General features: G+C 62.0%; 27 protein-coding genes. 17 read left to right on the plus strand and 10 right to left on the minus strand.

The genetic code is table 11. The features are described from left to right. The first annotated feature begins 119 nt into the window (after positions 1–119). Entirely contained in the window at positions 120–767 is a 648-nt protein-coding gene (locus LGQ10_RS07150; RefSeq protein WP_226525112.1) for a sel1 repeat family protein, read from the plus strand. A gap of 9 nt (positions 768–776) precedes the next feature. Here LGQ10_RS07150 and LGQ10_RS07155 read toward each other — a convergent pair whose 3' ends face one another. Next, positions 777–1,712 carry a DMT family transporter gene (locus LGQ10_RS07155; RefSeq protein ID WP_226525113.1) on the minus strand — a complete coding sequence of 312 codons (936 nt, stop codon included), beginning with the start codon at positions 1,710–1,712 and terminating at the stop codon, positions 777–779. 1,126 nt (positions 1,713–2,838) lie between these two features. Here LGQ10_RS07155 and LGQ10_RS07160 point away from each other — a divergent pair. The 5 genes from LGQ10_RS07160 (at position 2,839) to LGQ10_RS07180 (ending at position 8,482) form a co-directional block, all read left to right on the plus strand. After that, on the plus strand, positions 2,839–4,305 hold the full coding sequence (locus LGQ10_RS07160) for a B12-binding domain-containing radical SAM protein (RefSeq protein ID WP_226525114.1): 1,467 nt from the start codon (positions 2,839–2,841) through the stop codon (positions 4,303–4,305). A 29-nt stretch (positions 4,306–4,334) separates the two neighbouring features. After that, a complete protein-coding gene (locus LGQ10_RS07165) occupies positions 4,335–5,147 on the plus strand; it encodes a DUF3865 domain-containing protein (protein ID WP_226525115.1) in 813 nt (270 codons plus the stop codon). Between the two features lie 21 nt (positions 5,148–5,168). Further along, positions 5,169–6,308 (plus strand): hypothetical protein, encoded by a 1,140-nt coding sequence (locus tag LGQ10_RS07170; protein WP_226525116.1) that lies wholly within the window; start codon positions 5,169–5,171, stop codon positions 6,306–6,308. Further along, positions 6,305–7,180: an EamA family transporter gene (locus LGQ10_RS07175; RefSeq protein WP_226525117.1), complete on the plus strand. Its 876-nt coding sequence runs from the start codon at positions 6,305–6,307 to the stop codon at positions 7,178–7,180. Before LGQ10_RS07170 ends, LGQ10_RS07175 begins: the two co-directional genes overlap by 4 nt. A 504-nt stretch (positions 7,181–7,684) precedes the next feature. Beyond that, positions 7,685–8,482, plus strand: a complete 798-nt coding sequence (locus LGQ10_RS07180; protein ID WP_058433833.1) for an AraC family transcriptional regulator — start codon at positions 7,685–7,687, stop codon at positions 8,480–8,482. An 18-nt stretch (positions 8,483–8,500) separates the two neighbouring features. On the opposite strand, the gene LGQ10_RS07185 is transcribed toward LGQ10_RS07180, so the two are convergent. Both LGQ10_RS07185 and LGQ10_RS07190 read right to left on the minus strand, forming a co-directional pair. Continuing rightward, positions 8,501–9,016, minus strand: coding sequence for an AAA family ATPase (locus LGQ10_RS07185; protein ID WP_058433834.1), 516 nt, complete (start codon positions 9,014–9,016; stop codon positions 8,501–8,503). A gap of 86 nt (positions 9,017–9,102) precedes the next feature. Continuing rightward, entirely contained in the window at positions 9,103–9,852 is a 750-nt protein-coding gene (locus tag LGQ10_RS07190) for an ArsR/SmtB family transcription factor (protein WP_226525118.1), read from the minus strand. Positions 9,853–9,933: 81 nt separating this feature from the next. Between LGQ10_RS07190 and LGQ10_RS07195 the strand changes: the two genes are divergently transcribed. Both LGQ10_RS07195 and LGQ10_RS07200 read left to right on the plus strand, forming a co-directional pair. Further along, complete coding sequence (locus LGQ10_RS07195) at positions 9,934–11,052, plus strand: cytochrome P450 (RefSeq protein ID WP_226525119.1); 1,119 nt, start codon at positions 9,934–9,936, stop codon at positions 11,050–11,052. Between the two features lie 94 nt (positions 11,053–11,146). Then, positions 11,147–11,641, plus strand: coding sequence for a DUF1543 domain-containing protein (locus tag LGQ10_RS07200; RefSeq protein WP_226525120.1), 495 nt, complete (start codon positions 11,147–11,149; stop codon positions 11,639–11,641). A 15-nt stretch (positions 11,642–11,656) separates the two neighbouring features. On the opposite strand, the gene LGQ10_RS07205 is transcribed toward LGQ10_RS07200, so the two are convergent. After that, positions 11,657–12,604 carry a LysR substrate-binding domain-containing protein gene (locus LGQ10_RS07205; protein ID WP_226525121.1) on the minus strand — a complete coding sequence of 316 codons (948 nt, stop codon included), beginning with the start codon at positions 12,602–12,604 and terminating at the stop codon, positions 11,657–11,659. 118 nt (positions 12,605–12,722) lie between these two features. Here LGQ10_RS07205 and LGQ10_RS07210 point away from each other — a divergent pair, with 118 nt between their 5' ends. After that, positions 12,723–13,358 (plus strand): LysE family translocator, encoded by a 636-nt coding sequence (locus LGQ10_RS07210; RefSeq protein WP_226526102.1) that lies wholly within the window; start codon positions 12,723–12,725, stop codon positions 13,356–13,358. 151 nt (positions 13,359–13,509) lie between these two features. Next, positions 13,510–14,532, plus strand: a complete 1,023-nt coding sequence (locus LGQ10_RS07215; protein ID WP_226525122.1) for a sensor domain-containing diguanylate cyclase — start codon at positions 13,510–13,512, stop codon at positions 14,530–14,532. A 32-nt stretch (positions 14,533–14,564) separates the two neighbouring features. Here LGQ10_RS07215 and LGQ10_RS07220 read toward each other — a convergent pair whose 3' ends face one another. The 4 genes from LGQ10_RS07220 to LGQ10_RS07235 all read right to left on the minus strand — a co-directional run bounded on the left by LGQ10_RS07220 (position 14,565) and on the right by LGQ10_RS07235 (position 16,258). Next, entirely contained in the window at positions 14,565–14,975 is a 411-nt protein-coding gene (locus tag LGQ10_RS07220) for an NUDIX hydrolase (protein ID WP_226526103.1), read from the minus strand. A gap of 16 nt (positions 14,976–14,991) precedes the next feature. Continuing rightward, positions 14,992–15,330, minus strand: coding sequence for an FKBP-type peptidyl-prolyl cis-trans isomerase (locus LGQ10_RS07225; RefSeq protein WP_226525123.1), 339 nt, complete (start codon positions 15,328–15,330; stop codon positions 14,992–14,994). Between the two features lie 76 nt (positions 15,331–15,406). Then, positions 15,407–15,799: an Imm10 family immunity protein gene (locus LGQ10_RS07230; protein ID WP_226525124.1), complete on the minus strand. Its 393-nt coding sequence runs from the start codon at positions 15,797–15,799 to the stop codon at positions 15,407–15,409. 27 nt (positions 15,800–15,826) lie between these two features. After that, positions 15,827–16,258: a DUF4265 domain-containing protein gene (locus LGQ10_RS07235; protein ID WP_226525125.1), complete on the minus strand. Its 432-nt coding sequence runs from the start codon at positions 16,256–16,258 to the stop codon at positions 15,827–15,829. A gap of 192 nt (positions 16,259–16,450) precedes the next feature. On the opposite strand from LGQ10_RS07235, the gene LGQ10_RS07240 reads away from it, so the two are divergent. From LGQ10_RS07240 to LGQ10_RS07260, 5 genes are all read left to right on the plus strand, one after another. After that, positions 16,451–17,050: a LemA family protein gene (locus tag LGQ10_RS07240; protein WP_226525126.1), complete on the plus strand. Its 600-nt coding sequence runs from the start codon at positions 16,451–16,453 to the stop codon at positions 17,048–17,050. 30 nt (positions 17,051–17,080) lie between these two features. Then, complete coding sequence (locus LGQ10_RS07245; RefSeq protein ID WP_058435798.1) at positions 17,081–18,097, plus strand: M48 family metallopeptidase; 1,017 nt, start codon at positions 17,081–17,083, stop codon at positions 18,095–18,097. A 161-nt stretch (positions 18,098–18,258) separates the two neighbouring features. Beyond that, positions 18,259–20,088: a monovalent cation:proton antiporter-2 (CPA2) family protein gene (locus tag LGQ10_RS07250; RefSeq protein WP_226525127.1), complete on the plus strand. Its 1,830-nt coding sequence runs from the start codon at positions 18,259–18,261 to the stop codon at positions 20,086–20,088. 76 nt (positions 20,089–20,164) lie between these two features. Continuing rightward, a complete protein-coding gene (locus LGQ10_RS07255) occupies positions 20,165–21,259 on the plus strand; it encodes a DNA alkylation repair protein (RefSeq protein WP_058433428.1) in 1,095 nt (364 codons plus the stop codon). Positions 21,260–21,289: 30 nt separating this feature from the next. Further along, positions 21,290–22,315 (plus strand): DUF6602 domain-containing protein, encoded by a 1,026-nt coding sequence (locus tag LGQ10_RS07260; RefSeq protein ID WP_226525128.1) that lies wholly within the window; start codon positions 21,290–21,292, stop codon positions 22,313–22,315. Between the two features lie 55 nt (positions 22,316–22,370). Here LGQ10_RS07260 and LGQ10_RS07265 read toward each other — a convergent pair whose 3' ends face one another. Together LGQ10_RS07265 and LGQ10_RS07270 are read right to left on the minus strand one after the other, a co-directional pair. Further along, positions 22,371–22,745, minus strand: coding sequence for a hypothetical protein (locus LGQ10_RS07265; RefSeq protein WP_226525129.1), 375 nt, complete (start codon positions 22,743–22,745; stop codon positions 22,371–22,373). Positions 22,746–22,775: 30 nt separating this feature from the next. Continuing rightward, the gene (locus LGQ10_RS07270; protein ID WP_226525130.1) at positions 22,776–23,408 is read right to left on the minus strand and encodes a TetR/AcrR family transcriptional regulator; all 633 of its coding nucleotides are present in this window, start codon (positions 23,406–23,408) and stop codon (positions 22,776–22,778) included. Positions 23,409–23,562: 154 nt separating this feature from the next. Here LGQ10_RS07270 and LGQ10_RS07275 point away from each other — a divergent pair, with 154 nt between their 5' ends. After that, positions 23,563–25,107 (plus strand): MFS transporter, encoded by a 1,545-nt coding sequence (locus tag LGQ10_RS07275; protein WP_226525131.1) that lies wholly within the window; start codon positions 23,563–23,565, stop codon positions 25,105–25,107. A gap of 228 nt (positions 25,108–25,335) precedes the next feature. Beyond that, the gene (locus tag LGQ10_RS07280) at positions 25,336–26,253 is read left to right on the plus strand and encodes a phytanoyl-CoA dioxygenase family protein (RefSeq protein ID WP_226525132.1); all 918 of its coding nucleotides are present in this window, start codon (positions 25,336–25,338) and stop codon (positions 26,251–26,253) included. Positions 26,254–26,257 lie beyond the last annotated feature (4 nt).

Raw genomic sequence — 26,257 nt, forward strand, 5'->3', positions numbered from 1 at the left:
TTCAAGGGGCGCCTGACCAGCGTCACAGAAATATCCCTGGCCGCTTGGGATAAAACCCTGGCCTGGTGGGTAAAAATCCTTAAGATACACGCGCTTATCCAGCCGCTAAAGGACTGCCCATGCGCCCCTTCTACTTCCCCTGGCTACTCGCCATGACCCTGTTGCCGACCTGGCAGGCCCTGGCCGCACCAGCCCCTGCAACCCCGGCCGAAGCCGTGTCGACCAAGGTCCTGGCGCAACCGCAATGGCAGAGCCTGGCCCGGCAATGCCCGGCGACGCTGGTACCACGAAGGGAGGCGCCGACAGAGCCCGACCGCTGCAGCGAGCCCGAGCAGATGGAAGGCTGCCTGCAAAGCTGCAAGCGCGGCGATGGCAATGACTGCTACTGGCTGGGCATCAACGTGCAAAAGGCCAAGGGCCCGGCCATGGGCTATGAGCCGCTGTTCCAGCGGGCCTGCACCCTGGGCGTGGTCTCCGGCTGCACCAACCGTGCGGCCGGGATGTACGTGGCCACCCCCGACGACGAACCCGTGCGCCAGTGCGTGACCAAGACCTACGCCAAGGTTTGCGAGCTGGGCGACCCCTGGGCCTGCACCATGTACGGATTCAACCTGAGCCAGGGCATCGGCACCACGACAGACAACACCAAGGCCCTCAAGGTGCTGGACAGGTCCTGCAACAAGCACGGTACCGAGGACCCGGCCTGCACCGCCGCCATCCAGCTCCAGCAGAAGATCCAGGACAAGCTCGCGGCGCCCAAGCCCTGAGGCACCGCCTCAAGAGTCCAGGGCCCGCCGCGGGCCATGGCCCAGGCGCTGGCGCAACCACTCGTAGCCGCTGACCATGACGATGCCTGCCAGCACCAGCGCCGCGCCGAAGATGAAGTTCGGCTCCAGGGGCTCGTGCAGCAGCCATACGCCAAAACCGATGCCGAACAGCGGGGTCATGAACGACAGCACCCCCAGGCGCGAGGCCAGGTAGCGGCGCAACAGGGTGAACCAGATCAGGAAGCTGGCAAAGGACACCACCAGCACCTGGAAGCCCAGGCTGGTGATGACCAGCGGGGTGAAACGGATGTGCATCTGGCCGGACAGCCAGGCCGCCAGCCCCAGCCAGACGCAGGCCCCCAGCAGTTGGTATTGCAGGGTGCGGGTGGTGGGGCTGGACGCCAGCCGCGAACAGCGCACCACCACCGTGGTGGCGCCCCAGGCGACGCCGCCGAGCACGCCGAGGAAATCCCCCAGCAGGACATTGCCGCCCGTGTCCTGGGACGCAGGCCCGCTGAACGCCACGACGATACCGGCGAAAGCCACGCCGATGCCCAGCCATTGCGCCGGCTTGAGCCGCTCGGCGGGCAGCCGCCAATGCAGGCCCAAGGCCGCGAAGATCGGCGCGGTATACAGGAAGATCGCCATGTGCGAGGCGCTGGTGTGGCGCAGGCCCTCGCCCACCAGCAAGAACTCCAGGGCGAACAGCGCGCCCACCAACAGGCCCGGACGCCAGTGGCCGTCGCGCACGCCCAGGCGCTCGCCACGCCAGAGCATCAGCAGCCCCACCAGCAACGCGGCACCGGCAGAACGCAGGGCAATCTGCATGATCGGCGCAATGTCCTGGGCGGTGGCCTTGAGCGCCACCTGTTGCAGCCCCCAGACGGCGCAGAGGCCGATCATCAGGCTACAAGCCGTGGCATCGAGGGGTTGGCGTGCAGCCATGGTGATTCCTTGGGTGGATGATTCGGATGCGCTATTGTCCGCCTGACAGAATTGCTGGATATAGCTCGCCTACGCCAAGTCATAGCGAGTTAAAGACAACCGCATCGGAAATTTTCACGAGGGGACTTTCAAGACAAACCAATCTGGCGGTAGGCGAGCAAGCACTGTTCGCTCACTATCAGCAACTATCAGAGACTGGTGCATCACTAAAAGGGCTTTCAAAGCCTTTACGAGTAAGCGTGCCGTCGCTTTCAGCGACGAGCATCTGATGCCCATAGAGCAGGTATTGCAAATCCAGTGCCTCGAGGAAAAAGCAAAAGACCGCAAGGCCCTCGCCTGCCCCTCTACAGCGGAATTCCCAGCACTACGCCCAGATTAAAAAAGGTGCCCGAGCATATGGGCTACGGGCCACCATTGAAACGGCAAGGCACAAGGACTGGATCCTCGACCAGATCGACCGCGTTGTTGATGTACAGATCACCAACCCGACGTTGGTAAAGACAAAGCTGCATCTTAATTTTCCTACCTTCGCATTTATGTAAACGGAGGTAGATCGTGTTCACCCTGCTGTAAGTAGCACGACGCTCCAGATGTATTGAGCAGAGATCCCCTGTATATGTGGTTTTTCTAGGCTATGCCAGTAACTCGCAGATTACTTGCCTGCTGTTCATGGCAAAAAACGCAGTAGTTCAAAGCACGTCAGGAGATGTACCGGAATCAGGGCTGGAACCGCTGAACCAAGATAGACAGTCGGTTGAGACTGTCCTGCCAGACAATTTATTGCTGCACAAACACAAGCCATTTCGGGCGGGTTTTTATTGCACAACACTAATCCACTGTGACTCAACTTAAATACACAGGCCATTTCAGCCACAATTAGGCGGAATACCCAATGACCATTTTCGACTGAAACTTCCGAAATCAATGTATGAAAAGTCCGAAAACCACTATCTCATTGAAACATATAAATAAAATTATTCAGGCTAATTCTTGATTATTTTTTGATTCCAGACAATGTTTAACTTGTTGACCGCATGCTTTTCGTACTTGGATAGAGGCATCAAAAAATAGCGCCACTTGAAGTTCAGTCAAGCTTGGAAAATGATCGAAGACAGGAGCTCCTACCATGCATATTGTTTTTGTTCATACGCCCATGGCAACAGTCAGCCTTTCCGAGCGAGAGAGCTTTTGGCGAAACTTTGATATTCGTTACCACGCCACTCACCCTGGACTCAAGCCAATGAAGAATGATCTTTGGGAACTCCCTCATTGGATGACGTGGTTGGCGGGAGTCCTGATACAAGAAGGATTCGACTCATTGGAAGCAATGGATCTTTATGCATCTGAATGCACGATGAAAGGCATTGACAATGCCAAGATGGGAGAAACCATTAGACGTTATCAAGGTGACATCTACCTCTTTTCACCCATGACGCCTAATTTACCGTTCGCACTTCAGATTGCCGACCTAATAAAACATATTTACCCCAACAGCTTGATTATTTTTGGCGGTGTCGTAGCCACCCCTCTACACAAGGAAATCGCACAACATCCCAGCATAGACTTTGTAGTGTTCGGACGTGGCGAACTTGCGTTACCCGCGTTACTAAAAGCCCTAAGTAAAGGAGAAGGACCGGAGTTCATAGGAAATCTTTCCTTCAAACTACCAGATGGCCGTATTCATACTTCACACTTCGAGTACCCTTGGGTTCCAGTCAATGAAATTGCACTGCCGAAAGTTGATCTTTTTGACCGATCCGTAGGGGATGACATACGCTATTTACGTCAAGTTTATGCCCTGGGGTGCCCCTATCGTTGTTCGTTCTGCACTATTCAAACCATTGGTCGCAAAGCAGACTATTTTGCTCTTGATCGAGTGATCAGTGAAATCGCGAGCTACCGTAATCATTATGGTTCGCACCACAATATTTATTTTGGCGATGAGACATTCACTGTTAACAAGTCGCGTACGCTGGATATCTGTAGTGCTCTAAAAAATGACGGAACCATTCGCTACGACATTCAAACCAGACTCAATTGCCTAGAAGACTCAGAGGTGCTTGATACCTTGAAGAGCAGTGGTTGCAGTTGGGTGGAAATCGGCATTGAAACAGTCAACCAAGACAGTCAAAACATTCATAAGCAGAAAGTTAAACTCAAAGAAATTGAAAACACTTTAGCCCGAGTTCAAGACTCGGGGTTGGCGACCTGTGCATTTCTAGTCAATGGTTTCCCCGACCAGACACCTGACGATATGAAACATTCAATTGAATACACTTGCGGATTGATTGATCGAGGTTTGTTACAGGCATCTTATCTTTTTGGGTTAGTGCCTTATCCTGGGAGTGATTTGTTTTCCAAGCCTGAACAGTTTGGAATGGAATTGCTACATAAGGATTTTCGTTACTACCACGAAGAATTGCCACCTGTTTATAAAACCGCTCACGCCGATCCCGATGACATTTACAAGGTATTTTTATTTGGTATCAGTGCCTTGACAGAGACCATGGGCAAAACATCGAAGGTGTTGAATTATTCACACCAATCATCTGATATCGAATATGGAAAGTTCTGGTCAGGACCGCACGTTTAACTAAAAAATCAATTGCCTGGAGGTGCATCATGATAAGGGAAAACCAATATCTGGAAGTAGAAAAATCGGTTAATCGAATACTTTCCCAAGGACTGATATTCGACCAGTTGACCTGCGAACTCGAAAAACTGATAAGCCACAAGTATGGCGCACTCAATGTCGACACCAATCCTGCCGTGATCAATATCAATGACTGGAAAAAGGAGGATATTGAGTTTTTGGTGAAGGAGTATTCCGGCTTCTCTAATGAGTCCATTCACTTGTTTTATGATGCATTGATTCATCTAGAGTGGGACGGGGTGAAGACTGAAGTCCAGCGTAATCTTGCCGAAGAAATGGGGTCACTGACAAAAGGCGTACCTCATCTGGTGCTTATGAGGCGAGGCTACAAGCAAGAATTGGGCGTCGAAACTGAAGGAGTGCAGTACAGTGCTTGTACTGAACAACTGTTGAATAAAATGCGCACTGTATTCAGAAGTTCGAACAATGCTTATCTCTGCGGAGCGCTGCTGGCACTTGAAGCAACTGCCACCTTTGAATTCAAAGGAGTCGAGAAAATTCTGCGTGCACTCAAGCACAGAATAGATGGCGGAGAGATCAACGCTGATTCCTTGACGGGTGAATACATCCTTGGCCATGTGGCCGATGGGCCCCCGGGTGAGAACCCTGAGGATGATCACTATGTGGGTATGCGCTCTGCCATAGGGACATATATCACCCCAGAGAAGGGCGAGGCGTTGACTAAGGGATTTGTGGCCGTATGCACCGCGCTGAACGCATGGTGGGAAAACATTACCATCGAGATATACGCAAGAAGACTGGACTTTGCTGCGTCTCTTTAATGGTTTGCCGGTGAGTGACTAATGAAAACCTATGCCAGCATTGAAGACTTCATTATCCAGGGCAGGCCCGAGACGCCTCATTATTGCCTTGAACTGACGCAAATTGGTCGGTGTCTGCGTAGACTGATTGAGGGGTTTCCAGGAGAGGTTGCTTATGCCGTGAAATGTAATCCCCATCCCTTGGTGCTGGAGGAGATGATTCACCATGGTGCGCAAGCCTGGGACGTTGCATCCATTGAAGAGGTCAGGTTAGTCAGCCGTCTGTCCCGCGTACTCCCCGCTCGTTTTATGCATCCGATAAAACCTCCCGCCGATATTGTCGAGGCCTATACCCACTATGGGGTCACCGACTTCGCGGTAGATCAGGAAGAAGAAGTACGTAAATTTGTCAGGATCGGGATACCGCCCGCCACAGTCACCCTGTTGATTCGTCTTGCAGTTTCGGGACATGGAGCCCTGGCAAACATGGCCGGCAAATTTGGCGTAGGGGGTGACGAGGCGGTTAGGTTACTACAACTTGCTCAGTCCCTAGGTTTTCAGTGCGGCATCACGTTTCATGTCGGCTCTCAATGCCTTGATCCGATGGGGTATCAAAAGACTCTTGCTCAGGCCATTGCCATTGCTGAGAGTGCTGGCGTTCCCATCCGTGTGCTGGATGTTGGAGGAGGGTTTCCTGCTCGTTATGAGGGTGATGAGCCTCTCTTTAGCGTCTACGTCGATCGCATTGTAAAGACATTGTCAGGGAGTTTGCTGGAAGGAGCTGCGCTTCGTTGTGAGCCCGGTCGCTCGGTGGTAGCCAGCGCCGTGACAGTCCTCACGCGGGTTGATGCGATCAAGACTGGTGAACGCTTGGTACATCTGAACGACGGTATATATGGCGGGCTCTCAGAGATAAATTTTTTGAACTGTGTATTTCCGGTGAAAGTCTGGGATGACCTCGGGCAGGAACGTATGGGTAATGCAGGCCCTTGGCGCGTGACGGGACCGACCTGCGACAGTTCGGACATGTTCAAGAAGATGTATTCACTTCCCGATGAGATAACCGTTGGGGACTATGTAGGGTTTGGCATGTTAGGTGCTTATTCGCCATCGCTGGCGACGCGATTCAATGGTTATGGTGCGCAAGATTGGGTTCAGATTGTTAATGGGGCTCCATTATGAAGGTCGAGGTTTTACTGGGTCATTGGTTGGCACGTGTATCACCGATTTGGCTGGTCGTTATCTCTATTTTGTCTGTACAGGTTGGCACTGCTATTGCGATACACCTATTTCATGCAGTCCCGGCAAGTGGTGCGGCATTTTACAATGCATTTTTTTCAGCCCTCGTATTGGGGAGTTTTTCCTGGCGAGCAAAAATCCAGTGGCATGCCCGGAATGTTTTATTAGCACTGGGATTTGGTTTTTCTATCGCCGGAATGTTTCTCTCTTTTTTCTACGCGGTAGAGCTGATTCCGATGGCGATTGGTTCAACCATAGAGTTCATGGGGCCGTTGGCGTTATCTGTGTTGTTTGCTAGGCGTGCCTCACATTTTTTTTATATCTTTCTGGCTATGGCAGGTGTACTGGCCTTGGCTCCCGAGTTGGGTACCAGTCTCAACAGGCTTGGTGTGGTTTACGCCGTTTTGTCGGCAGTATTCTGGGCTATTTTTGTCTTATTGAGCCCGAGAATTTCTAAGGCGTTTGAAGGCGAATCCGGGTTGGCAATCGGGATGGCCATTGCCTGTGCTTTTATCTTTCCCTTTGCTTGGCTGGACAACGGATTGGGGAGTGTCGCACCGAGCATCTTGCTAGGTGAGTTCTTGATGGCCTTTTTTTCTACAATACTGCCATTGTCCCTCGAGTATTATGCGTTGCGCCGCTTATCGGCGCGCTCATTCGGTGTTCTTGTATCGATGGAGCCCGCCGCCTCCGCCTTGGTTGCTTTTGTGGTTCTATCTCAACCTATCTATCCACGTATGGCCGTTGCTGTTGTTGCGGTAACCATCGCTGCCATCGGAATCACACTTTCAGACGCGAGAAAGCACTCCAGTTAACCCATATCGGAATTTAATGCTCAATTATGTTTGTTTGGAAATTTCGGACTTAACTCTTGCATTTAGCACGAAACAATTTCACCTACAAAACTGTTTAACATCAGTAAATAGCGTGTATTAAAGAGAAACCTCAGATTCAAATCGTGAGCCTTCCTGCATCAGACTAGAGGCTTTAGAACACCCAGCGACAACTCTTCGCATATTCTGATTATCGACGGCGTAGCCCGAATAAATATGAGGCATATTACAGTTGCGGTCACCACCGCAGTCACGACGGCCACATAGTCAACTGCACCCTCAAACTCACAAGTACAACTACAAACCACCATAGGAATTTGGCAGTAGACGCTTTCATACATCATCCAGGAACCCTCCTCGGATTCGCTCCAAACGGCAGCAAGACTGTACAGCGTCCTTTTCTGACACCACCTCCGGCGATGAATCTGATGGGTCGTGTAGGATTCGCACCTACCTCCTTTTGCTTGTCCACCCACCGGTGCCGCCATGCCCAAAGCCGCGCAACACCTGCACCTGCCACCGTTCAGCCAGGACCTGCCGGCGCCGGTGTTCTTTCGCACCGCCAACCTGCCGGCCCACGCCACCTACCCTCGGCACAGCCATCCCTGGGGCGAGTTCGTCTACGCCTACCGGGGCGTGATGGAGATCGAGCTGGACGACCATCACTACCTGGCGCCGCCGCAATACGGCATCTGGTTGCCGCCGAATGTCGAGCATGTGGGTTTCAACCACCAGGAGGCCTGCCACTGCTCGCTGTACCTGAGCCCGGAGCTGTGCGGTGCCCTGCCCGCGCGCCACTGTGCCCTGAGCCTCAGCCCGCTGGTGCTGGCGTTGCTGGACGATCTGCGCCAGGACCCGCCCGGCCTGCCGCAAAGCCCGGAGCAGCAGCGCTTGCTGCAAGTGCTGGTGGACAAGCTCGGCCAGGCATCCTGCGCCGGCAGCTACCTGCCCTCCTCCGCCGACCCGCTGCTGGGCCCGGTGCTGCGCAGGCTCAAGGCCAACCCTGGCGATCCGCGCTCCCTGGCGGAGCTGGCCCATGCCGCCAACACCAGCGAGCGCACCCTGGTGCGCCGCAGCCAGAAGGAACTGGGCATGTCGCTGCTCGAATGGCGCCAGCGCCTGAAGGTGGTCCAGGCCCTGGCCCTGCTGGAACGCGGCCAGACCGTGGAAACCATCGGCCTGGACCTGGGCTACAGCAGCGCTTCGGCCTTCATCGGCATGTTCCGGCGCATGATGGGCACCACCCCGGACGAATACCGCCGGCAATGCATGGGACGCGACTGAGCAGTAGCGGCCCGTGGCTCAGGCGGCCGGTGTCCGCGGAGCCCCGGGCAACTGCGCGAGGATCTTGCACACCGCCTGCTCCGGCGCCAGCAGCGCGGTGTCCAGCACCAGCCGCGGCCGGTCCCAGGCTTGATAATCGTGGGCGAGCACCGATGGCCAGGTGGGGGCCAGCAGGCCTGGCACATCCGGGCGCCGGCTCTCGACCCGGCGCCGGTGTTCCTGAAGGTCGGAACACACCACCTCGACCTCCAGCAGTCCCACCTCCAGTTTGTGCGCCAGGGCCTGCCAGGCCGCACGGCTGTCGGCCACCGGGTTGACGCAGTCGGCCAGCACCCGATTGCCCAGCGCCAGGTTGGCCTCGGCCAGTTGCAGGGCAATCAGGTAGCCGGCCTTGCCGACCTCCGCCAGGCCGGCATCGCGCAATCCCTGCTCGATGCTGTCGATCCGCAGGTAGGTGGCCTCCAGGCGTGGGGCCAGCGTGCGGGCGATGGTGGTCTTGCCGGTTCCTGGCAAACCTGAAAAAACGATCAGCATGGGGTCCCCTCACGGTTGATGGTTGTCCGGCAGCGACGGCGATCCTGCGCGCCAGCCACCTGCGAGCCTGAATCGTGGCGCGCGGCTCAGCCGCCGAGGCTCTGCAACTCTAAGCTGGCCGAGGCCGAGAGTGGCCGGTCGGGCTGGATCAGGGCCAAGCCGAAACGCTTGCTGATGGCCCGCCCGCCGGTGCCGGTCAAGGCCAGGGCCCGGCTGTCCAGGTCGCGGACCAGCCATTTGCGCTGCAGCAAGGCTTGCAGGAGTGCGGCCCCCAGGGCGCCACCCAGGTGCGGACGGCGCATGCTCCAGTCCAGGCAACTGCAGGCGAAGCGCCGACGCAAGGCTGCGAGGGCGACCACATCGATGTCCAGCCCACGGAAGAACTCGACGCCGGCCTCGCTGACCCGGTACCCCTCGTCGTCCTCCTGCAACCAACCGGCCTCGAACAAGCGGTCATGCAACTGCACGCCCAAGGTGCCCGCCAGGTGGTCGTAGCAGGTCCGCGCGAACTGCAGGCGATCCGGCGTGCGCGGCATGAAGCGCTGCTCGCGGCCCTGGCCGATCACCATCAGCGCCTCCAGGGCCCGGGCCACCAGCGGATCGCCAAGGCTGTAGTAGCGATGCCGGCCCTGGACCTGCACCCGCAGCAGGCCTGCGTCCTTGAGCTTGGCCAGGTGCACGCTGGCCGTCGAGGCACTGACCTCGGCAATGGCCGCCAGCTCGGTGCTGGTGCGGGCGTGGCCGTCCATCAATGCACACAACATGCGGGTACGGGCCGGTTCAGCGATGGCCGCCGCCACCTGTGACACACCCCGGTCGTTCTGCTCGGCATTCATATTTCGCTCCCTGACGAATCATGTCCTCGAAAGTCTGCGGATAGTAGCAACCTGCACGCCAGCCTCATACAGAGATAAGTCATGGACCTGATCAGCACTATCACCCACGCGAACCCGTACTCAGGGGATTACGCCCGCCTGCGCGCCGAGGGTGGCCTGGCCTACGACCCCGGGCTCGGCCTGTGGATCGCCAGCAGCGCCGAGGCGGTGGCAGCGGTCCTCGCCCATCCGGCCTGTCGGGTGCGACCAGTCGATGAGCCGGTGCCCGCAGCACTGGCCAATGGGCCCGCCGGGGCACTGTTCGCTCGCCTGATGCGGATGAACGACGGGCCACGCCACGCCTGCCCGCGCGCCATCATCGCGCCGGGCCTGCAGGCCCTGGCCTCTGTTGACCTGCACGCCTGCCTGGATCGTGGGCATCCGGCCCTGGAGGCGCCAACCAGCGTGGAAGAACTGCGCCGCTGGCAATTGCAGCTGCCAGTGATGATGGTCGCCGGCCTGCTGGGCGTGGCAAAGACGCAGCAGGCAGAAGTGGCCCGGCGCACCAGTGAGCTGGTGGCCGGTTTCTCGCCCCTGGGCGATGCGTCCCAGCGCCAGGCCGCACACCTGGCGGCGCAGCACCTGGAGTTGCAGATGCAGGCCCTGCTGGAGTCCGACGCGCCCGGACCGCTGCTGCGAGCGATCCTGCAACAGCAAGGGACGCTGGACCCTGCGGACCTGCGGGCCAACCTGGCGGGCTTGCTGATCCAGGCTCATGACGCCTGTGCCGGGCTGTTCGGCAACGCCCTGCTGGCCTTGCTCGGCGAACCGTCGCTGCGCCAGCGCCTGCAGCGTTTCCCCGAGCAGCTCGGCGCCTGGTTGCTGCAACAGCAGAAACTCGATCCGCCGGTGCACAACACCCGGCGTTTCGTGGCCGAGCCCTGCACCCTCGCCGGCGTACCGCTGCAAGCCGGTGATACGGTGCTGGTGCTGCTGGCCGCCGCCAACCACGACCCGGCCCTGGACCCCGGCCAGGACTTCAGCTTCGGCGCCGGTCGTCACCATTGCCCCGGCCGGGGCCTGGCGTTGAACATCGTCACCAGCCTGCTCCAGGCCTTGCTGCACACACAGGCCCTGGCCAAGCTGCGGCTGCAGTGGCACTACCTGCCCTCGCTCAACGGCCGCATCCCCTGGTTCAGCGACGCGTCGCCGACCGCCTGAGCCACCCACGGTTGGCAGCGCCCCCGGCTTGCGGTAAAACCTGCGACCCACGTGGTGCCGGGCACCGCGCCCGATCCCGGAACAAGGAACGCCCATGCTGTTTGTAGTGATGCTGGGGGGCAAGCACCCCAAGGCGAAGATCGAGGTCCACGACGTCCAGTTCGTGGTCGCCGACACGCTCCAGGCGGCCTACCCGCAACTGCGCGAAGGCTGGTTCGGCAGCCCTGGCGGCCTGCACATCGACTCGTGGATGCAGGTCGATGGCGTCGAAGGCTACAAGCTCGAGCTCAGCCCACTGGCGCCCGCCGCTGGCGCGCCACGGCTGTTTTTCCTCAATCTGGGGGGATACGAGCACGCCACTTTCGGCGAAGCCCATCGCTACCTGTTGGTGGTGGCGCCGGACAAGAACCAGGCCAAGGCCAAGGGCAAGCAGCAGATGCTTGCCCACTGGCACAAGGCCCATACCGACGTCCTGCTGGATGTCGACGACTGCCTGCCGATCGACCTGCTGCACTGGCGCTACGTGCACCTGGTGCCGGGGCCGCACCGGGGTATAACGCAGCACAATGACTACATCATCCTCGGCTAGGCCCGCAGCGGCGGCCTAGGGTCGTGGCGCACCGGGCACGAGGTAGTCCAGGGCCAGATCGTCGATCGGCACCACCCGCTCCAGCAGGTACTGGCGCAAGCGCGCGATCCGCTCCTGCTGGAGGCTGCCACGCAGCCACACCAGGTAGTAACCGTCTCCCGAGGCCACGGCCCGGGGAAAAGGCACCCCCACCCGCCCACTCCGTATGGCCTCGGCCACCAGGTGCAGGTCGCCCACCGACAGCCCGTGCCCGGCCGTGGCGGCGGAAATCGCCTGGTCCAGGGTGTCGAAGACCGTGCCCCGTTCCAGCCGCACCGACTCCAGCAACGCCTGGTCCGGCTGTGCCTGCAACCAGCGGCGCCAATCACGACGATCCGCCGAAGGGTGGATCAGCTCGGCCTGCGCCAGGCGCTCCAGGGTCCAGGCCGGCGCATCCTCAGGTTGCGGCGGGCCGATGGGAATCAGCCACTCATCGAACAGCTTGCAAGCCTCGACCCCGGCACCGAAGTGGCCATTGCCCAGCAGGATCGCGCAGTCGTAAGGCTCGGCCTGCAGGTCGGCATGGTCGAAGTCCATCCAGACACTGGTCAGCTGCACCGGCAGTTCCGGACAGTCACTCTTGAATTGCTCCAGCACCCGCAACAGCCAACGCATGGTCAGGGTCGAAGGCGCTTTCAGGCGCAGCTGGCCGCTGTTGGCCCGCAAGGGCAAGCAGGCATCCTCGATGATCCGAAACCCGGTCTTGAGCTCCCGCGCCAGACGCTGTCCCACCTCGGTGAGCACCAGCCGCGGTCCGTGGCGCTCGAACAGGCGGCAGCCGAACTGGCTTTCCAGGGTACGGATATGCCGGCTGATGGCGCTCTGGGTCAGGGACAGTTCCTCGGCGGCACGGGTGAAGGAGCTGGAACGAGCGGCCACTTCGAACGCGCGCAAGGCATAAAGCGGTGGCAGGGACTCGACCATCGGCGGGCACTCATCATGATAAAAAATCATAGTAGGGCACAGCTTTTTGCGTTTTTCAACGCCGGCAAAAGCCCCCAAGCTGCGCGCCTGTCAATTGCCGGGAGCGGTGCCTGTGGAGCTGAATCTGTCGTTGTTGCTGGTCTACATCTTGAGCGTGCTGATGCTGGTGGCGACCCCGGGACCGGTGGTGGCGCTGATCATCAATACCAGCATGAACGCCGGCCCGCGCCAGGCGCTGCTGACCGCCGTGGGCACCAACGCGGCCTCGCTGCTACTGGCGTTGCTGGCCGTGCTGATGCTGACCACCGGCCTGTCCCTGGACCCGCGACTGATCAGCTGGGTGAGCCTGCTGGGCTGCTGTTTCATCGGCTGGCTGGCAATCCAGGGCCTGCGGGAACTGTCCGCCGCCCCCGGGAGCCAGCCCGAGGCACGCCTTCCCCGGCGGCGAGGCCAGGGCCTGGCAACGGGGTTCCTGGTGGGGATCGGCAACCCCAAGGACATCATCTTCTTCGTCTCGTTCTTTCCCCAGTTCATCCAGGTCGGCCGCTCCGTGCAGCACAGCGCCCTGCTGCTGACCCTGGTCTGGGTCCTGATCGACTTCGCGGTGCTGGGTGCCTATATCCTGATGGCGCGCCAGGGCTTCTCGCTGAAGTACAAACGCCTGGTCACCGGCTTGTCGAGCCTGGTGTTGCTGGCCGTGGCGCTGGTAGGGCTGGTCTATTCGGTGCTGGAGCTACTGCGCCCGGCGGCCTGAGGGGCAGACACAGCGCAGAGCCAGGCGCACAGGTTCCGGGCTGCGGGGGTGACCTGACAGAAAAAGCTGCTGTTCGTCATGTACGGTGGACTAACATAGCCAAGTGCTATCTGTCCTTCAGGATCCACCCTTTCATGTCGCCCAGAATCCGATGATTGTTGTCTGGTCCCTGCTCTGCCTGATCCTAGTGCTGATCCTGCTGGTGTTCTGGCTGCTGCATCGCGAACGCAAGGCCCAGGCCCAATTGCGGGTCTATCGGGAACTCGCCACGGGCCTGCCCGACGATGCCGAGCGCTTCAAGCGCAGCCAGTACTTCGCGCGCATCGGTACCTGGGATTGGGAGGTGGACACCCAGCGCCTGTATTGGTCGGAAGCCATCTACGGCATGTTCGGTTTCAAGGTTGGCGAAGTGGTGCCCTCCTACGAGCTGTTTTGTTCTTGCGTGCACCCCGAGGATCGGGAGCGGGTGCGCGAGGGGGAATTGCGCTGCCTGCGGACCGGGGAGAACCATGATGAGGAGTACCGCGTGGTATGGCCCGATGGCAGCGTCCACTGGCTGCGGGAAACCGGCAACGTGGTGAAGAATGGACACGACGCCGCGATCAAGATGATGGGGGTGGTGCGCGACATCACCGATGAAAAGGTCTCTACCCGCCAGTTGCAGCGCCTGGCGCATTTCGATCCGCTGACTGGCCTGCCCAACCGCCTGATGCTCGAACAGCGCCTGTCCCTGGCCCTGGAGCAGGCGCTCCTGGACCAGACCCGGGTGGCCCTGGTGTTCGTCGATCTCAATGGTTTCAAGGCCATCAACGACCAGTATGGCCATGCCACGGGTGATCAGGTGCTCAACGTCACCGCCCGGCGCCTGCAAGGCATCCTGCGGGCCAGCGATACCGTGGCGCGCATCGGTGGCGACGAATTCGTGGTGATTCTCGAAGGTTTGTCAGCGGGCCTGGATCTGGCCGAGGAAGCCAGGCGCATCGGCGAGAAGATCTTCAGCCAGCTGTCCCCACCAGTGGAGGTCGACAGCCACCGACACAGCATCGGCAGCAGCCTGGGGGTGGCAGTGTTCCCCGACCACGGGGACCGCATGGACCAGTTGCTGCACGTCGCCGACCTGGCGATGTACGAGGCCAAGCGCAGCGGCAACAACCAGTACCGGCTGGGGCAATGAACACACTGCGACACCCATTGCCCGCTATCGGCTCAATTGCCCGCAAGGCGCTCGCGCAAAAAGGCCAGGGCCTGTTGGAACAGCGGATGCCATTGCTCCGACGGTACCTCGGCCAGGGGATGCCAGAAGAAGCTGAACTCATGGCCGCCGTCATCGCCACAACGGTGGCTCCAGGATTCGGCCAGCTCATGGGCCACCCGGCATTCATGGAAGGCCCAGACCTGGCCGGGGAATCCGGACTGCCAGATGCCTAGCGGGCGCACCGCGATACCCTGGACTCCAGCCTCCTCCGCCAGTTCGCGAACCGCCGCCACGGCCGACGCCTCACCCGCCTCGATGGTGCCCTTGACCAGCTGCAGCCCCGCCAACGGATGCTCGAAAGCCAGGATTTCCAACCCCACGCGCTGGCGCAGCACCACCGGGCAGGCCTTGTTCGCCGGCAGGGCGGCGCGTTCTGGATCAGTCATCGCGGGTCAGCACTTCCAGCAGTTCGATATCGAAAATCAGGTTGGCGTTGGCCGGAATCGCCCCGACAGCGCGCTCGCCGTAACCCAGGTGGGCGGGCACCAGCAGCTTGCGCTTACCACCCACCTGCATGCCCATCAAGCCCTGGTCCCAGCCCTTGATCACTCGCCCGGTGCCGATCACGCACTGAAATGGCTTGCCCCGATCGTAGGAGGAATCGAAGCTGCTGCCGTCTTCCAGAAAGCCCCGGTACTGGGTGGTGATCAGGGCGCCCTTGACCACGGCCTTGCCTTCGCCCAACTGGATATCGATCACCTGCAACTCGTCGCTCATGCGTGTTCTTCCTTCAACCATCGCCCCGATACGGGGCTGCGGGCGGCTTTTTCGCAGAATTGCCCGGGCTTGGCAATCACCGGGGTTGTCGCTGGATAACGGTGGTGGTCTCGCTGAAGATCCCGGTCAGTGCCGCCTCGAGTTCTTCCGGCACCAGCAGCCCGGTCTCCCAGCGGATTTCCAGGCTCGGCAGGGAACGACACCAGGCCACCGCCTGGGAAAAATGCAGGGTCAGCTGGCCCGGCGCCTGCAGCACCTGCTCGATACCGCCGTAGCCGGATACACCCTGGCCTCCGAGCTCCACATGGTAAGTGGCCATGCCCAGCGCTTCGTCCTGCTCGTCAAAATGCTCGGCACGCTGCAACAACAGGTACTGCCCGGGCTGTGCCGGATCATCGGCCAGGCCGAGGATCCGCACCTCATCCTCGACGAAGGCATTGTAGGTCGTGGCATCAAACTGCATGTTCATCAACAACTCCTTGCAGGCCCCACGCCGTCATTGGCGCAGCAGTCCAGTTTCGTAGTCCAGCCAGCCCTGCTCTGAACATTGCGACAGGTAATCCAGCACATCGTCCAGGCTTGCCGAGGCGGGCACATTGACCGAGTAGAAGCGTGCACTGGCACCTTCCCAGGTACAGCCCAGCCGATTGATGCACTCCAGCACCTCGGGCGACCGTTGCGCGTGTGGGGCGAAGAACACCAGGCGCAGGGTGCTGTTGCCGCTGCTGCTGGCGACCTGCTGGAACCACTTGAGGCCATCGGCCTCGGTGCACACTTGCACCTCATCCTCGTAGCACAGTTCTTGGGAATAAAAGGGAATATTGGCCACGCGATAGCAACCCGAAGGCTGGCGTTCGGCCCAGACGCCTTCGCTGGATACCGGCGGATAGTCGTCGACGACAGCCAGCCTGAGCATGATCTTGTCCATTACCTGTCCCTGGATCTGCAAATTGAATGCCCGCAGCCCATGGGGCGACGAAACGCGGAACGCTTTTTCGCAGAAATGCCCCCACTTGGCAATCACTGCCAGGGCGACCGCGCTCGATAGACTGCGTTGTCACTGTGCGGGCGTATTCCGTTACCATTGCCGCCCCCACGACCCACCTCGATAAGGACATCCATGGCCACCGCCGATATCGTCACCCTGGCGCTGCTCATCCTGCTGGCACTTTACCTGGTCAGCCTCTACAACCGCCTGACGACCCGGCAGACTCGCTTGCGCAATGCCTTCGCCCAGATCGAAGTGCAGCTCAAGCGTCGCTACGACCTGATTCCCAACCTGCTGGAGACCGTCAAGGGCTACCTGCAGCACGAACGCACCACCCTCACCGCCCTGGCGCAGGCGCGCAACAAGGCTTGCGACAGCCTTCAGGCAGCAGCGGCCGAGCCCGGCGACCGCGAGAAAATCGCCCGCCTCGGCCAGGACCAGGCCGCGCTGGACCGGGCCCTGGGCCACCTGCACCTGAACCTGGAGGCCTATCCGCAGCTCCAGGGTTCGCAGAACATGGCGCAGTTGAGCGAAGAGCTGACCAGCACCGAGAACAAGGTGGCCTTTGCCCGCCAAGCCTTCAACGATGCAGTGACCGACTACAACCTGTGCAAGCAGCGCGTGCCGGCGCTGTTCTTTGCCCGCTTCATGGGTCATCGCAGCGATGCGGCACTGCTGCAATTCAGCGACAGCGCCCAGATCCAGGACGTCACCAAAGTCTCCTTTCAGTAGATCCGCACTCCCTGCCCTCCGGACGTTTGCATGAAGTTCTTTCAACACCAGGCCCACGCTCGGCGCCACACCTTCAAACTGCTGTTGCTGATGGTCCTGGCCGTGGCCGGCCTGACCGCCCTGAGCAGCTTGGGCCTCGGCCTGCTGTGGCGCGAGCTGAACCAGGAGTACCAGCAGCCCAAGGTGTTCAACTGGACCCTGGTGGCCGCGGTGGCCGCGCTCATCGTCCTGGTGGTGCTGCTGGGCAGTTGGTACAAGACCTGGCGCCTGCGCGCCGGTGGCAAGGTGATTGCCGAACACCTGGGCGGGCGCCTGATCAACGGTGCGGCGCGCAATGGCGATGAACAGCGCCTGTTGAACATCGTCGAGGAAATGGCCCTGGCTTCGGGCACTGCGATGCCGGCCGTGTATGTGCTGCCCGAAGATGGGATCAACGCCTTCGCCGCCGGCCTCGACCCGCAACAGGCGGTACTGGGGGTAACCCGTGGCGCCCTCGCCCGCCTGGACCGCGACGAACTGCAAGGCATGGTCGCCCATGAGTTCAGCCACATTCACAATGGCGACATGCGCCTCAACACCCGGCTGCTGGCAGTGATCCACGGCCTGCTGGTGTTCAGCCTGGCGGGCATCGCGGTGCTGCGCCAGGCTGAAAAACAGCACCTGGGCAGCGACCGCCACCGCTTCTTCTGGCAGATCATCTTCGCCGTACTGGGCCTGGCCCTGCTGGTCTTCGGTTCCCTGGGCAGCCTGCTGGGCAACCTGATCAAGGCGGCCATCAGTCGCCAGCGCGAATTCCTCGCCGACGCCTCGGCTGTCCAGTTCACCCGCAACCCCCAGGGCCTGAGCGGCGCCTTGAAGAAAATCGGCGGCTGCAGCGCCGGCTCGCGCCTGAAGGCCTTCAATGCCGCGCAATACAGCCACATGTACTTTCACCAGGGCGTGAAATCGCGCCTGGACCGGCTGTTCGCCACCCATCCGCCCCTGACCGAGCGCATACGGCGCCTGGACCCGCAGTGGGACGGAAGCTACCCGGGAGACCGTCGATAAGCCCGCTCGGCCACTGGCGCTGCGTGCCTCACGCCGCCTGAGCCAAGTCTCAACCGAAAGCCGTACCCACCGTTGCTCGCCTGCGGCTGAAATCGTCACCGCCAGGCCGTTATCATCGCTGCGCCAAGTCTTGCGTGCCCGTTCTACCAGGAGTCCCCCCGATGCCCCATGAAGGCAACCTGCTACAAGCCGCCGTCGTGTTTCTCTGCGCCGCGGTCCTCACCGTGCCCCTGGCCAAGCGCCTGCAACTGGGAGCCGTGCTGGGCTACCTGCTGGCCGGCGTACTGATCGGCCCCTCGGTGCTGGGCCTGATCGACAATCCCCAGAGCGTCAGCCACATCTCCGAACTGGGGGTGGTGCTGTTGCTGTTCATCATCGGCCTGGAACTGTCACCGCGGCGCCTGTGGGTGATGCGCAGGGCGGTATTCGGGGTCGGGCTGGCCCAGGTGCTGCTGACCGGCGTGGTGATCGGCAGCATCGCGCTGTTCCTGTTCGGCCAGACACTCAACAGCGCCGTGGTGCTGGGCCTGGGCCTGGCCCTGTCGTCCACTGCCTTCGGCCTGCAGAGCCTGGCCGAACGCAAGGAGCTGACCAGCCCCCATGGCCGCCTGGCATTCGCTATCCTGCTGTTCCAGGACATCGCCGCGATCCCGCTGATCGCCATGGTGCCGATCCTGGCCGGCGTCGATCATCACACCAGCAGCGCCGAGGACCTGCGCCACGGCCTGCAGGTGCTGGGCAGCATCGCCGTGGTGGTGGTCGGCGGCCGCTACCTGCTGCGCCCGGTGTTTCGCATCGTGGCCAAGACCCGCTTGCCGGAAGTCTCCACCGCCACCGCCTTGCTGGTGGTGATCGGCACCGCCTGGCTGATGGACCTGGTGGGCGTGTCCATGGCCCTGGGCGCCTTCCTCGCCGGCCTGCTGCTGGCCGACTCCGAATACCGGCATGAACTGGAAGCCCAGATCGAACCGTTCAAGGGCCTGCTGCTGGGCCTGTTCTTCATCAGTGTCGGCATGGGCGCCAACCTCAGCCTGCTGCTCAGCGCGCCGCTGGCCGTGCTGGGCCTGACCCTGCTGCTGATCGGCCTGAAGCTGCCGCTGTTGTTCGTGGTCGGACGCCTGGCCGGTGGCCTGGATCGCGAGCACGCGATCCGTCTCGGCGTGGTGCTGGCGGCAGGCGGTGAATTCGCCTTCGTGGTGTTCAAGATCGGGCGCGACCAGGGCCTGTTCGAAGCACGCCTGCACGACCTGCTGGTGCTCACCATCACCCTGTCCATGGCCCTGACCCCCTTGCTGCTGCTCGCCTGCTCGCGCCTGCTCAAGCCCAAGCCAAAGCCGGTGGAGATGCCCGCCGAGTACCGTCGGATCGACTCCGACAACCCTCGGGTGGTGATCGCCGGCATGGGCCGCATGGGACAGATCGTGGCGCGTATCCTGCGGGCGCAGAAGGTGCCGTTCGTGGCCCTGGACACCTCGGTGGAAACCATCGAGCTGATCCGCAGCTTCGGCGGTGGCATCCCGGTGTTCTACGGCGATCCGTTGCGCCCGGAGATCCTCAGCGCGGCCAAGGTGGGCCAGGCGGAGTACTTCGTCATCGCCACCGACGACCCGGACACCAACATCAAGACCGCCGAACAGGTGCGCAAGCTCTATCCGCACCTGAAGATCATCGCCCGGGCGCGCAACCGCCAGCACGTGCACCGACTGGTGGACCTGGATGCCCAGGCCGTGCGGGAAACCTACTATTCGAGCCTGGAAATGAGCCGCCGCACCCTGATCGGCCTGGGGCTCAGCCAGGCCCAGGCCGACTCGCGCATCCAGCGCTTCACCCAGCACGACGAACAGTTGCTGGCCGCCCAGCATGAGATCTACGACGACGAGGCCAAGGTCATGCAGACGGCCCAGGAAGCCCGCGGCGAACTGGCGCGGCTGTTCGAAGCCGACGAGGAAGACGAACGGCTGGAAGAGAACATGCTGCCGCCGATGCGCTGAAGCCAGTCTCCTGACAGATTCTGTCAGCCGCCTGATCTAGATTGGGCGGCCTCCCTCCCCCCGACAGGAACCCTCGATGAGCGACGCCGCCCCTGCCCTCAAGGAAATCTTCAACCACCAACGCCTGGTGCACATCGCCGACGCCATGCTCGAGGTGTACCCGGCCTTCGACCACGCAGGTTTCCTGCAACGGGCCAGCCACGAACTGGCCGGGCTCTCGGTGATGCAGCGCCTGGCGCGGGTCAGCGACAGCCTGCACCAGGTACTGCCCAAGCAATACGAGCACAGCCTGGAACTGCTGTATGCCCTGGCGCCACGACTCGACAGCCGTTTTGTCTGCATGTTCCTGCCGCACTTCGTGGCCAGCCATGGCACCCATGACTTCGACCGCTCGATGGCGGCGCTGAAGTTCTTCACCGGCTTCGGCTCCTCGGAGTTCGCCGTGCGCCCGTTCCTGGTCAGCCAGCAGGCGGCGACCCTGGAGCATCTGTACGACTGGTCGCGCGACCCTGACGAACACGTGCGCCGCCTGGCCAGCGAAGGCAGTCGCCCGCGCCTGCCCTGGTCGTTCCGCCTGGAGCAGTTGCAGGCCGAGCCGCAGTTGGCGGCGCCGATCCTCGAACAACTGCGCAACGATCCCAGCCTGTACGTGCGCAAGTCGGTGGCCAACCACCTCAATGACATCACCAAGGACCATCCGCAGTGGGTGCTGCAACGCCTGCAAGGCTGGCCCCTGGACCAGCCGCACACCGCCTGGATCGTCCGCCATGGCCTGCGCAGCCTGATCAAGCAGGGTGAGCGCCAGGCCCTGGCACTGATCGGCGCTGGCGCCCGGGCCGAAATCCGAGTCGAGCGCTTCACCGTCACGCCTGCGGCCCTGCACCTGGGCGAGCGCCTGGAACTGGCCGTGGAGCTGGTCTCCACCCACCCGCAGCCACAGCGCCTGGTGGTGGATTACGCCATCGACTACATCAAGGCCTCGGGCGCTGCCAGCGCCAAGGTGTTCAAGCTCAAGACCTTCACCCTCCCCGGCCAGGCGCGCCAAACACTGGCCCGCCAGCAGCAGATCCGCGAATTCACCACCCGCCGGCACTATCCGGGGCGCCATCGGGTGCACCTGTTGGTCAACGGCGAACGGCTGGCCAGCGCGCACTTCGACCTGCTGCCCTGAGCCCCTTTCAACCCACACAAGGAAGACCTCGTGGCAATCATCAACAGGTGGGCCAAGTCCATCGCCAAGGTGCTGGAAAGCAGCTTTGCGGTGAGCAGCAGCATCGCCGACCACAAGACGGTACTGGGCGACGCCCGGGAGAGTTTCATCCGCGACGTGTTGCAACGCTTCCTGCCACGCAACATCAGCATCGGCTCGGGGCAGATCGTCGACGCCGAAGACGGGATTTCACGGCAGATCGACTTGATCATCTACCGCAACGACTTTCCCATCCTGCGCACCTTCGGTTCGGCCGACGTGTACCTGATCGAGGGCGTGGTGGCCACGGTGGAGGTCAAGTCGCAGCTCAACCAGGCGCAGTTGTTCAAGGCGCTGGAGAATGGCAAGTCGGTGCGCAATCTCAAGGTGTCGCTGCTCGGGGAATCGATCGACTACCACAGCCAGCAGATCTACCAGCGGCCGTTCGCCGACCTGACCCCGGCGCAATCGTTCTCGATCCGCGACCAGTTGCTGCCGCCCACCTACATCTACGGCTACCACGGCTATACCGCCAACAGCCTGGACAAGCTGCGCCAGAGCCTCAACGCCTGGCACAGCGAGCCCCTGGTCCAGGGCGAGCAGGACGTGATCCTGATGCCGGAGGTGATTGCCACCCAGGGGTGCGTGACCCTGAAGAACCTCAACAACCTCCTGGACCTGCCCCGGGTCGCCGGCGAAGACCTGGAAGCCTGCCGCCAGGCATTCAACCAGGCATCACCGATCAAGCTGGGCAAACGGGAGTTTCTCAGTCACTTCCGCGAACGTGACGACCAGGGCTTCGACTACGGGATTGGCCTCAAGGCCTGCGAGACGCCCCTGCAGTACCTGATTTCCAGCCTGCTGCAAACCCTCACCAGCCGGGTCGGCCACCCACAGTTGGGGAGCACCGCGATCCAGTACGACCTGAGCCGGTACCACCTGAGCCAGGAGATGGAGGGTGGCTGGAGCGGAGCGGCAGTGAACCTGACGCGCATCAGCGACCCACGGCTGGACTTCGCCAGGGCCAACGGCTTCTGAAACCTGCGCTGCGGCCGTATGCAACTCGGCCGCAGCGCGCCGCAGGTGCCGGACCTCAGTCCTTGACGGCCGTGGTCGTCAACGCTATCAAGTGCTCGTCGCAGCCAAAACCCACCACGTGTTCGCTGCCCCAGGACACCTCCACCACCGCGATGCACGGATCATAGGACTGGCCCACCAGGCCTCCATCGGCCTTGAACACCCGCAGGTAGCCACCGGTGGAATACCGCGAGCTGTCGCCGTCACCAGGCATGGTCATGGTCGGAATCCAGCTGCGCCAGCTGAACAGCCGGTACTTCTGGTAGTAGAAGGCGTGGTCGTCACGGTAGTAGCGGTCCTGGTAGGGCGTGCCGTAGTAGAACCAGCCATAACCCTTGTACGCCAGGAATACGGCCAGTACCGCGCCGAGCAGGCGTTTGCTGTGTTTCATCGAGGGTCTTTCCTTGTACCGTGGAGAACGTCAGGGCTGGGTGATACCGAGCATCCGCAGGCAAGCCTGGACGATGGCCTCGGCCAGGGCCTGGCCATCTTCCTCGCGGGCGGCGATCACGTCATCGGTGGCGCCGTGCACCCCGGCGTAGATCAGCGAGGCGATCACCGTCGGCTGCTCCAGGGGCCAGCAACCGGCTTGCCGCCCGGCTTCGAGGATGCCTTGCAACTGCTGCAGGATCGCATTGCGCTCGGGGTTGCCGCGCCCATGGTGGTGATGGTTGGGGTAGACGATGTCGTGCAGGCGATAGGTGGCCAGGTAGGCCTGGACGCTGGCGCGAATCCAGCTGCCGACCTTCGCCACCCAGTCATCCTCGGCGCAGGCCGCTACCGCCTGTTCCAGGCAGTCGAGGAAATCCCGGGTATAGCGCTCGCCCAGGGCCGCCAGCATGTCGTTCTTGGATTGGAAGTAGTGATAGAAGGTGCCCTTGGCCACCCCGGCGCGCTCGACGATCTGGCTGATGGTGGTGGCTTCCACACCCTGCTCCAGGAACAGGCTGCGAGCCGCGCCCATCAGCTCCTCCAGGCGCACCTCGGCGGGCTTGGTCCGCGGCTGCGGCAGGTCGCTGGCAGGCTCCTGGGCCTTGTGGCGTTTCACGATCATGAACGATTCCGGACGGTGACGAGGGCCGCCAGTCTAGGGCAATTGCCGGGCAAAAGAGAGTTGAGAATATTTATCATTTTCCATTGACCGACGGTCAGTCGAAATACTAACCTGAGCCTCCTGCCCCTCTGCGGCCCTCTATCGGAGTTGCTTCATGGAACGCTATCGCCGCCCGGCCCTGGTGGCTGCCGCCTACCTGGGGACCTTTCTCGCCTCGCTGGATATCAGCATCGTCAACGTCGCCCTGCCGACCCTGCAACACGCCCTGGCCACCGACCTGGCCGGCCTGCAATGGGTGGTCAACGCCTACGCCATATGCCTCTCGGCCTTCATGCTGTCGGCCGGTCCGCTGGGCGATCGTTTCGGTCACAAGCGCTGCTGGCTGGCCGGAGTACTGTTGTTCACCCTGGGGTCGGCGCTCTGCGCCATGGCCCAGGAACTCTGGTTGCTGCTGGCCGGGCGCGCAGTCCAGGGGCTGGCCGGGGCGCTGCTGATTCCCGGGGCGATGCCGATCCTCAGCCACGCCTTCCCCGACCTGCGCCAGCGGGCCCACGTGATCGGCGGCTGGTCGGCGTTCAGTGCCCTGGCGCTGATCCTCGGCCCGCTGTTGGGTGGCCTGCTGCTGGAGTCCGTCGGCTGGCAGAGCATCTTCCTGATCAACCTGCCCATCGGCCTCTTGGCCCTGGCCCTCGGATGCTGGGGCATCAGCGAACGCAAGCACCCCCAGCATGCGGCGCTCGACCCGCTGGGCCAGGCCCTGAGCGTGCTGTGGCTGGCCGCCCTGACCTATGGCCTGATCCTGGCCGGCGAAGAGGGCTTCACCCACCCCGATAGCCTCCTGTCATTGCTGGTGTCTGGCGTTGCGCTGGTGCTCTTCTGCCGGGTGGAACGCCGAGTGCAACGGCCGCTGGTGCCGCTGGACCTGTTCCGCCAGCGGCATTTCGCGGTGGCCAACCTGGCCTCGTTCATCCTGGGTTTTTCCTGCTACGCCAGCCTGTTCTTCTTCTCGATCTTCCTGCAGCAGATCCAGGGCTGGTCCGCCGCCGAGACCGGTCTGCGGATGCTGCCGCAGTTCATCGTCACCGGCGTGGTGTCGATCCTCTTCGGGCGCATCAACAGGCGCCTGCCATTGCCCTGGCTGATGGTTGCCGGATACGGCCTGGTGGGCGTGGCCATGACCGCCATGACCGGTTTCGACGCCCACACCCCTTACTGGCTGGTGGGCTCGTTGCTGGCGATGCTGGGCCTGGGGATGGGCCTGACGGTGCCGGGCACCGGCCTGACGGTCATGGCCTGTAGCCCGCCGGAGCGCGCCGGGATCGCCTCGGCCAGCATGAATGCCCTGCGCCAGACCGGCATGAGCGTCGGCATCGCCCTGCTCGGCAGCCTGATGAGCACCCGGGCCATCCAGGTGCTGGAGCAATCGGCGCGGGCCAGCGGCATGGCCAGTGCCAGCGAACTGGCCCATCGGGCGGTGACCGAACACCAGCTGCCACTGGACAATCCGCTGTTCAGCGAGCTGTACAGCACGGCCATGACCAGCGGTTTTCGCCTGGCCATGCTGCTGGCGGGCGCCTCCAGCCTGCTGGCCATGGGTTTGCTGCTGGGCTCGCGACGCAGGGCCGACATTGCCAGCGCCGAGCTGTCGCCGGAACGTCAGGGCAGAGCCCCTGCCGAAAGGGCCGATGACATCGGCTGAAGCCCGCTGCCTGATGAGCCATCGCGCAAGGGCACGCTCGCCTGGCAAGCGAGCCGTGAGGATCGGCAAACGCCCCTCCACACCTTGGACGCGCCCAAGGCAGGCCAGAAGGCAAACCCAGTGAATGGCGATGTCGCGGACACGCCCGTCGAAGTCGAATCCAGCCAGCGCCGTGGGCCAGCCCTGTCCATACTGACTGGCCATGTCGCCCGGTAATGGAATACGCCCGTGAACCTGCCGCTGTCGCCCGTCCCTGCCCTGGTCAACCACCTGCCCCTGGGCCCGCTCCAGCGGCGAGCCTTGCAGGAGCAGGGCTACCTGAAGCTGCCGGGGCTGCTGACGGCCACCGCCATCGCGTCGTTGCGCCAGCTGGTGGACCAGCAGCTGCGCCCGGCCCAGGCAACCACTGGCGAGGGGTTCAGCCGCCTGACCCATCGCCTGGACCAGGACGGTATTCTCCGGCAACTCCAAGGTCAGCCGGCACTGGCCCAGATGCTGACCTACCTCACCGACAGCCGGCTGATCCTGTGTGAGGCCCAGGGCTTCGAGCTGGGCGTGGGGCGCTCGGGTTTCGCCTGGCACTACGACTCGCTGAACTTTCGCTACATCCGCCCCCAGGACCCGGCCTTCAGCCTGTGGCTGCCGTTGCAACCGGTGCGCCCCGAAGCCCAGGGCGGCGGCATGGCCTGGGTGCCGCTGTCGCTGTTCTCGGCCCAGGGCAACTTCCAGTTCTCGCGCCTGCTGGCACAGAAACTGGCCGAGGGCGAGCCGGTGGCCGAACTCTGCGCCCTGCTGCGCCAGACCTACGCCACCCCAGGCGCCCTAACCGACTGTTTCGAGCAGCAGCGTATCGAAGCAGCATTCGAACCCGGCGACGCCCTGCTGTTCAGCAAATACCTGTGGCACCGCTCCAGCCCCTTGCTGGCCGGTGAAGTGCAACGGCGCCAGGCGGTGACCCTGCGCCTGGTGGATGCCCAGGCCCGCCTGGACCCGCTGTTGCAGGACGGCGAGACCCGCACCACCGGAGGCCTGGGCATGGGCCAGGATCGCGGGGCACTCAAGCCGCTGTCCTACGGCTCGCGCTTCGTGGATATCCAGGCCGGCGACCTGCTCACCCGCTCGGCCCATTGCGGACCGCTGCTGTGAATCG

Origin of the sequence: Pseudomonas sp. L5B5 (assembly GCF_020520285.1) — a bacterium.
Lineage (GTDB): Bacteria > Pseudomonadota > Gammaproteobacteria > Pseudomonadales > Pseudomonadaceae > Aquipseudomonas.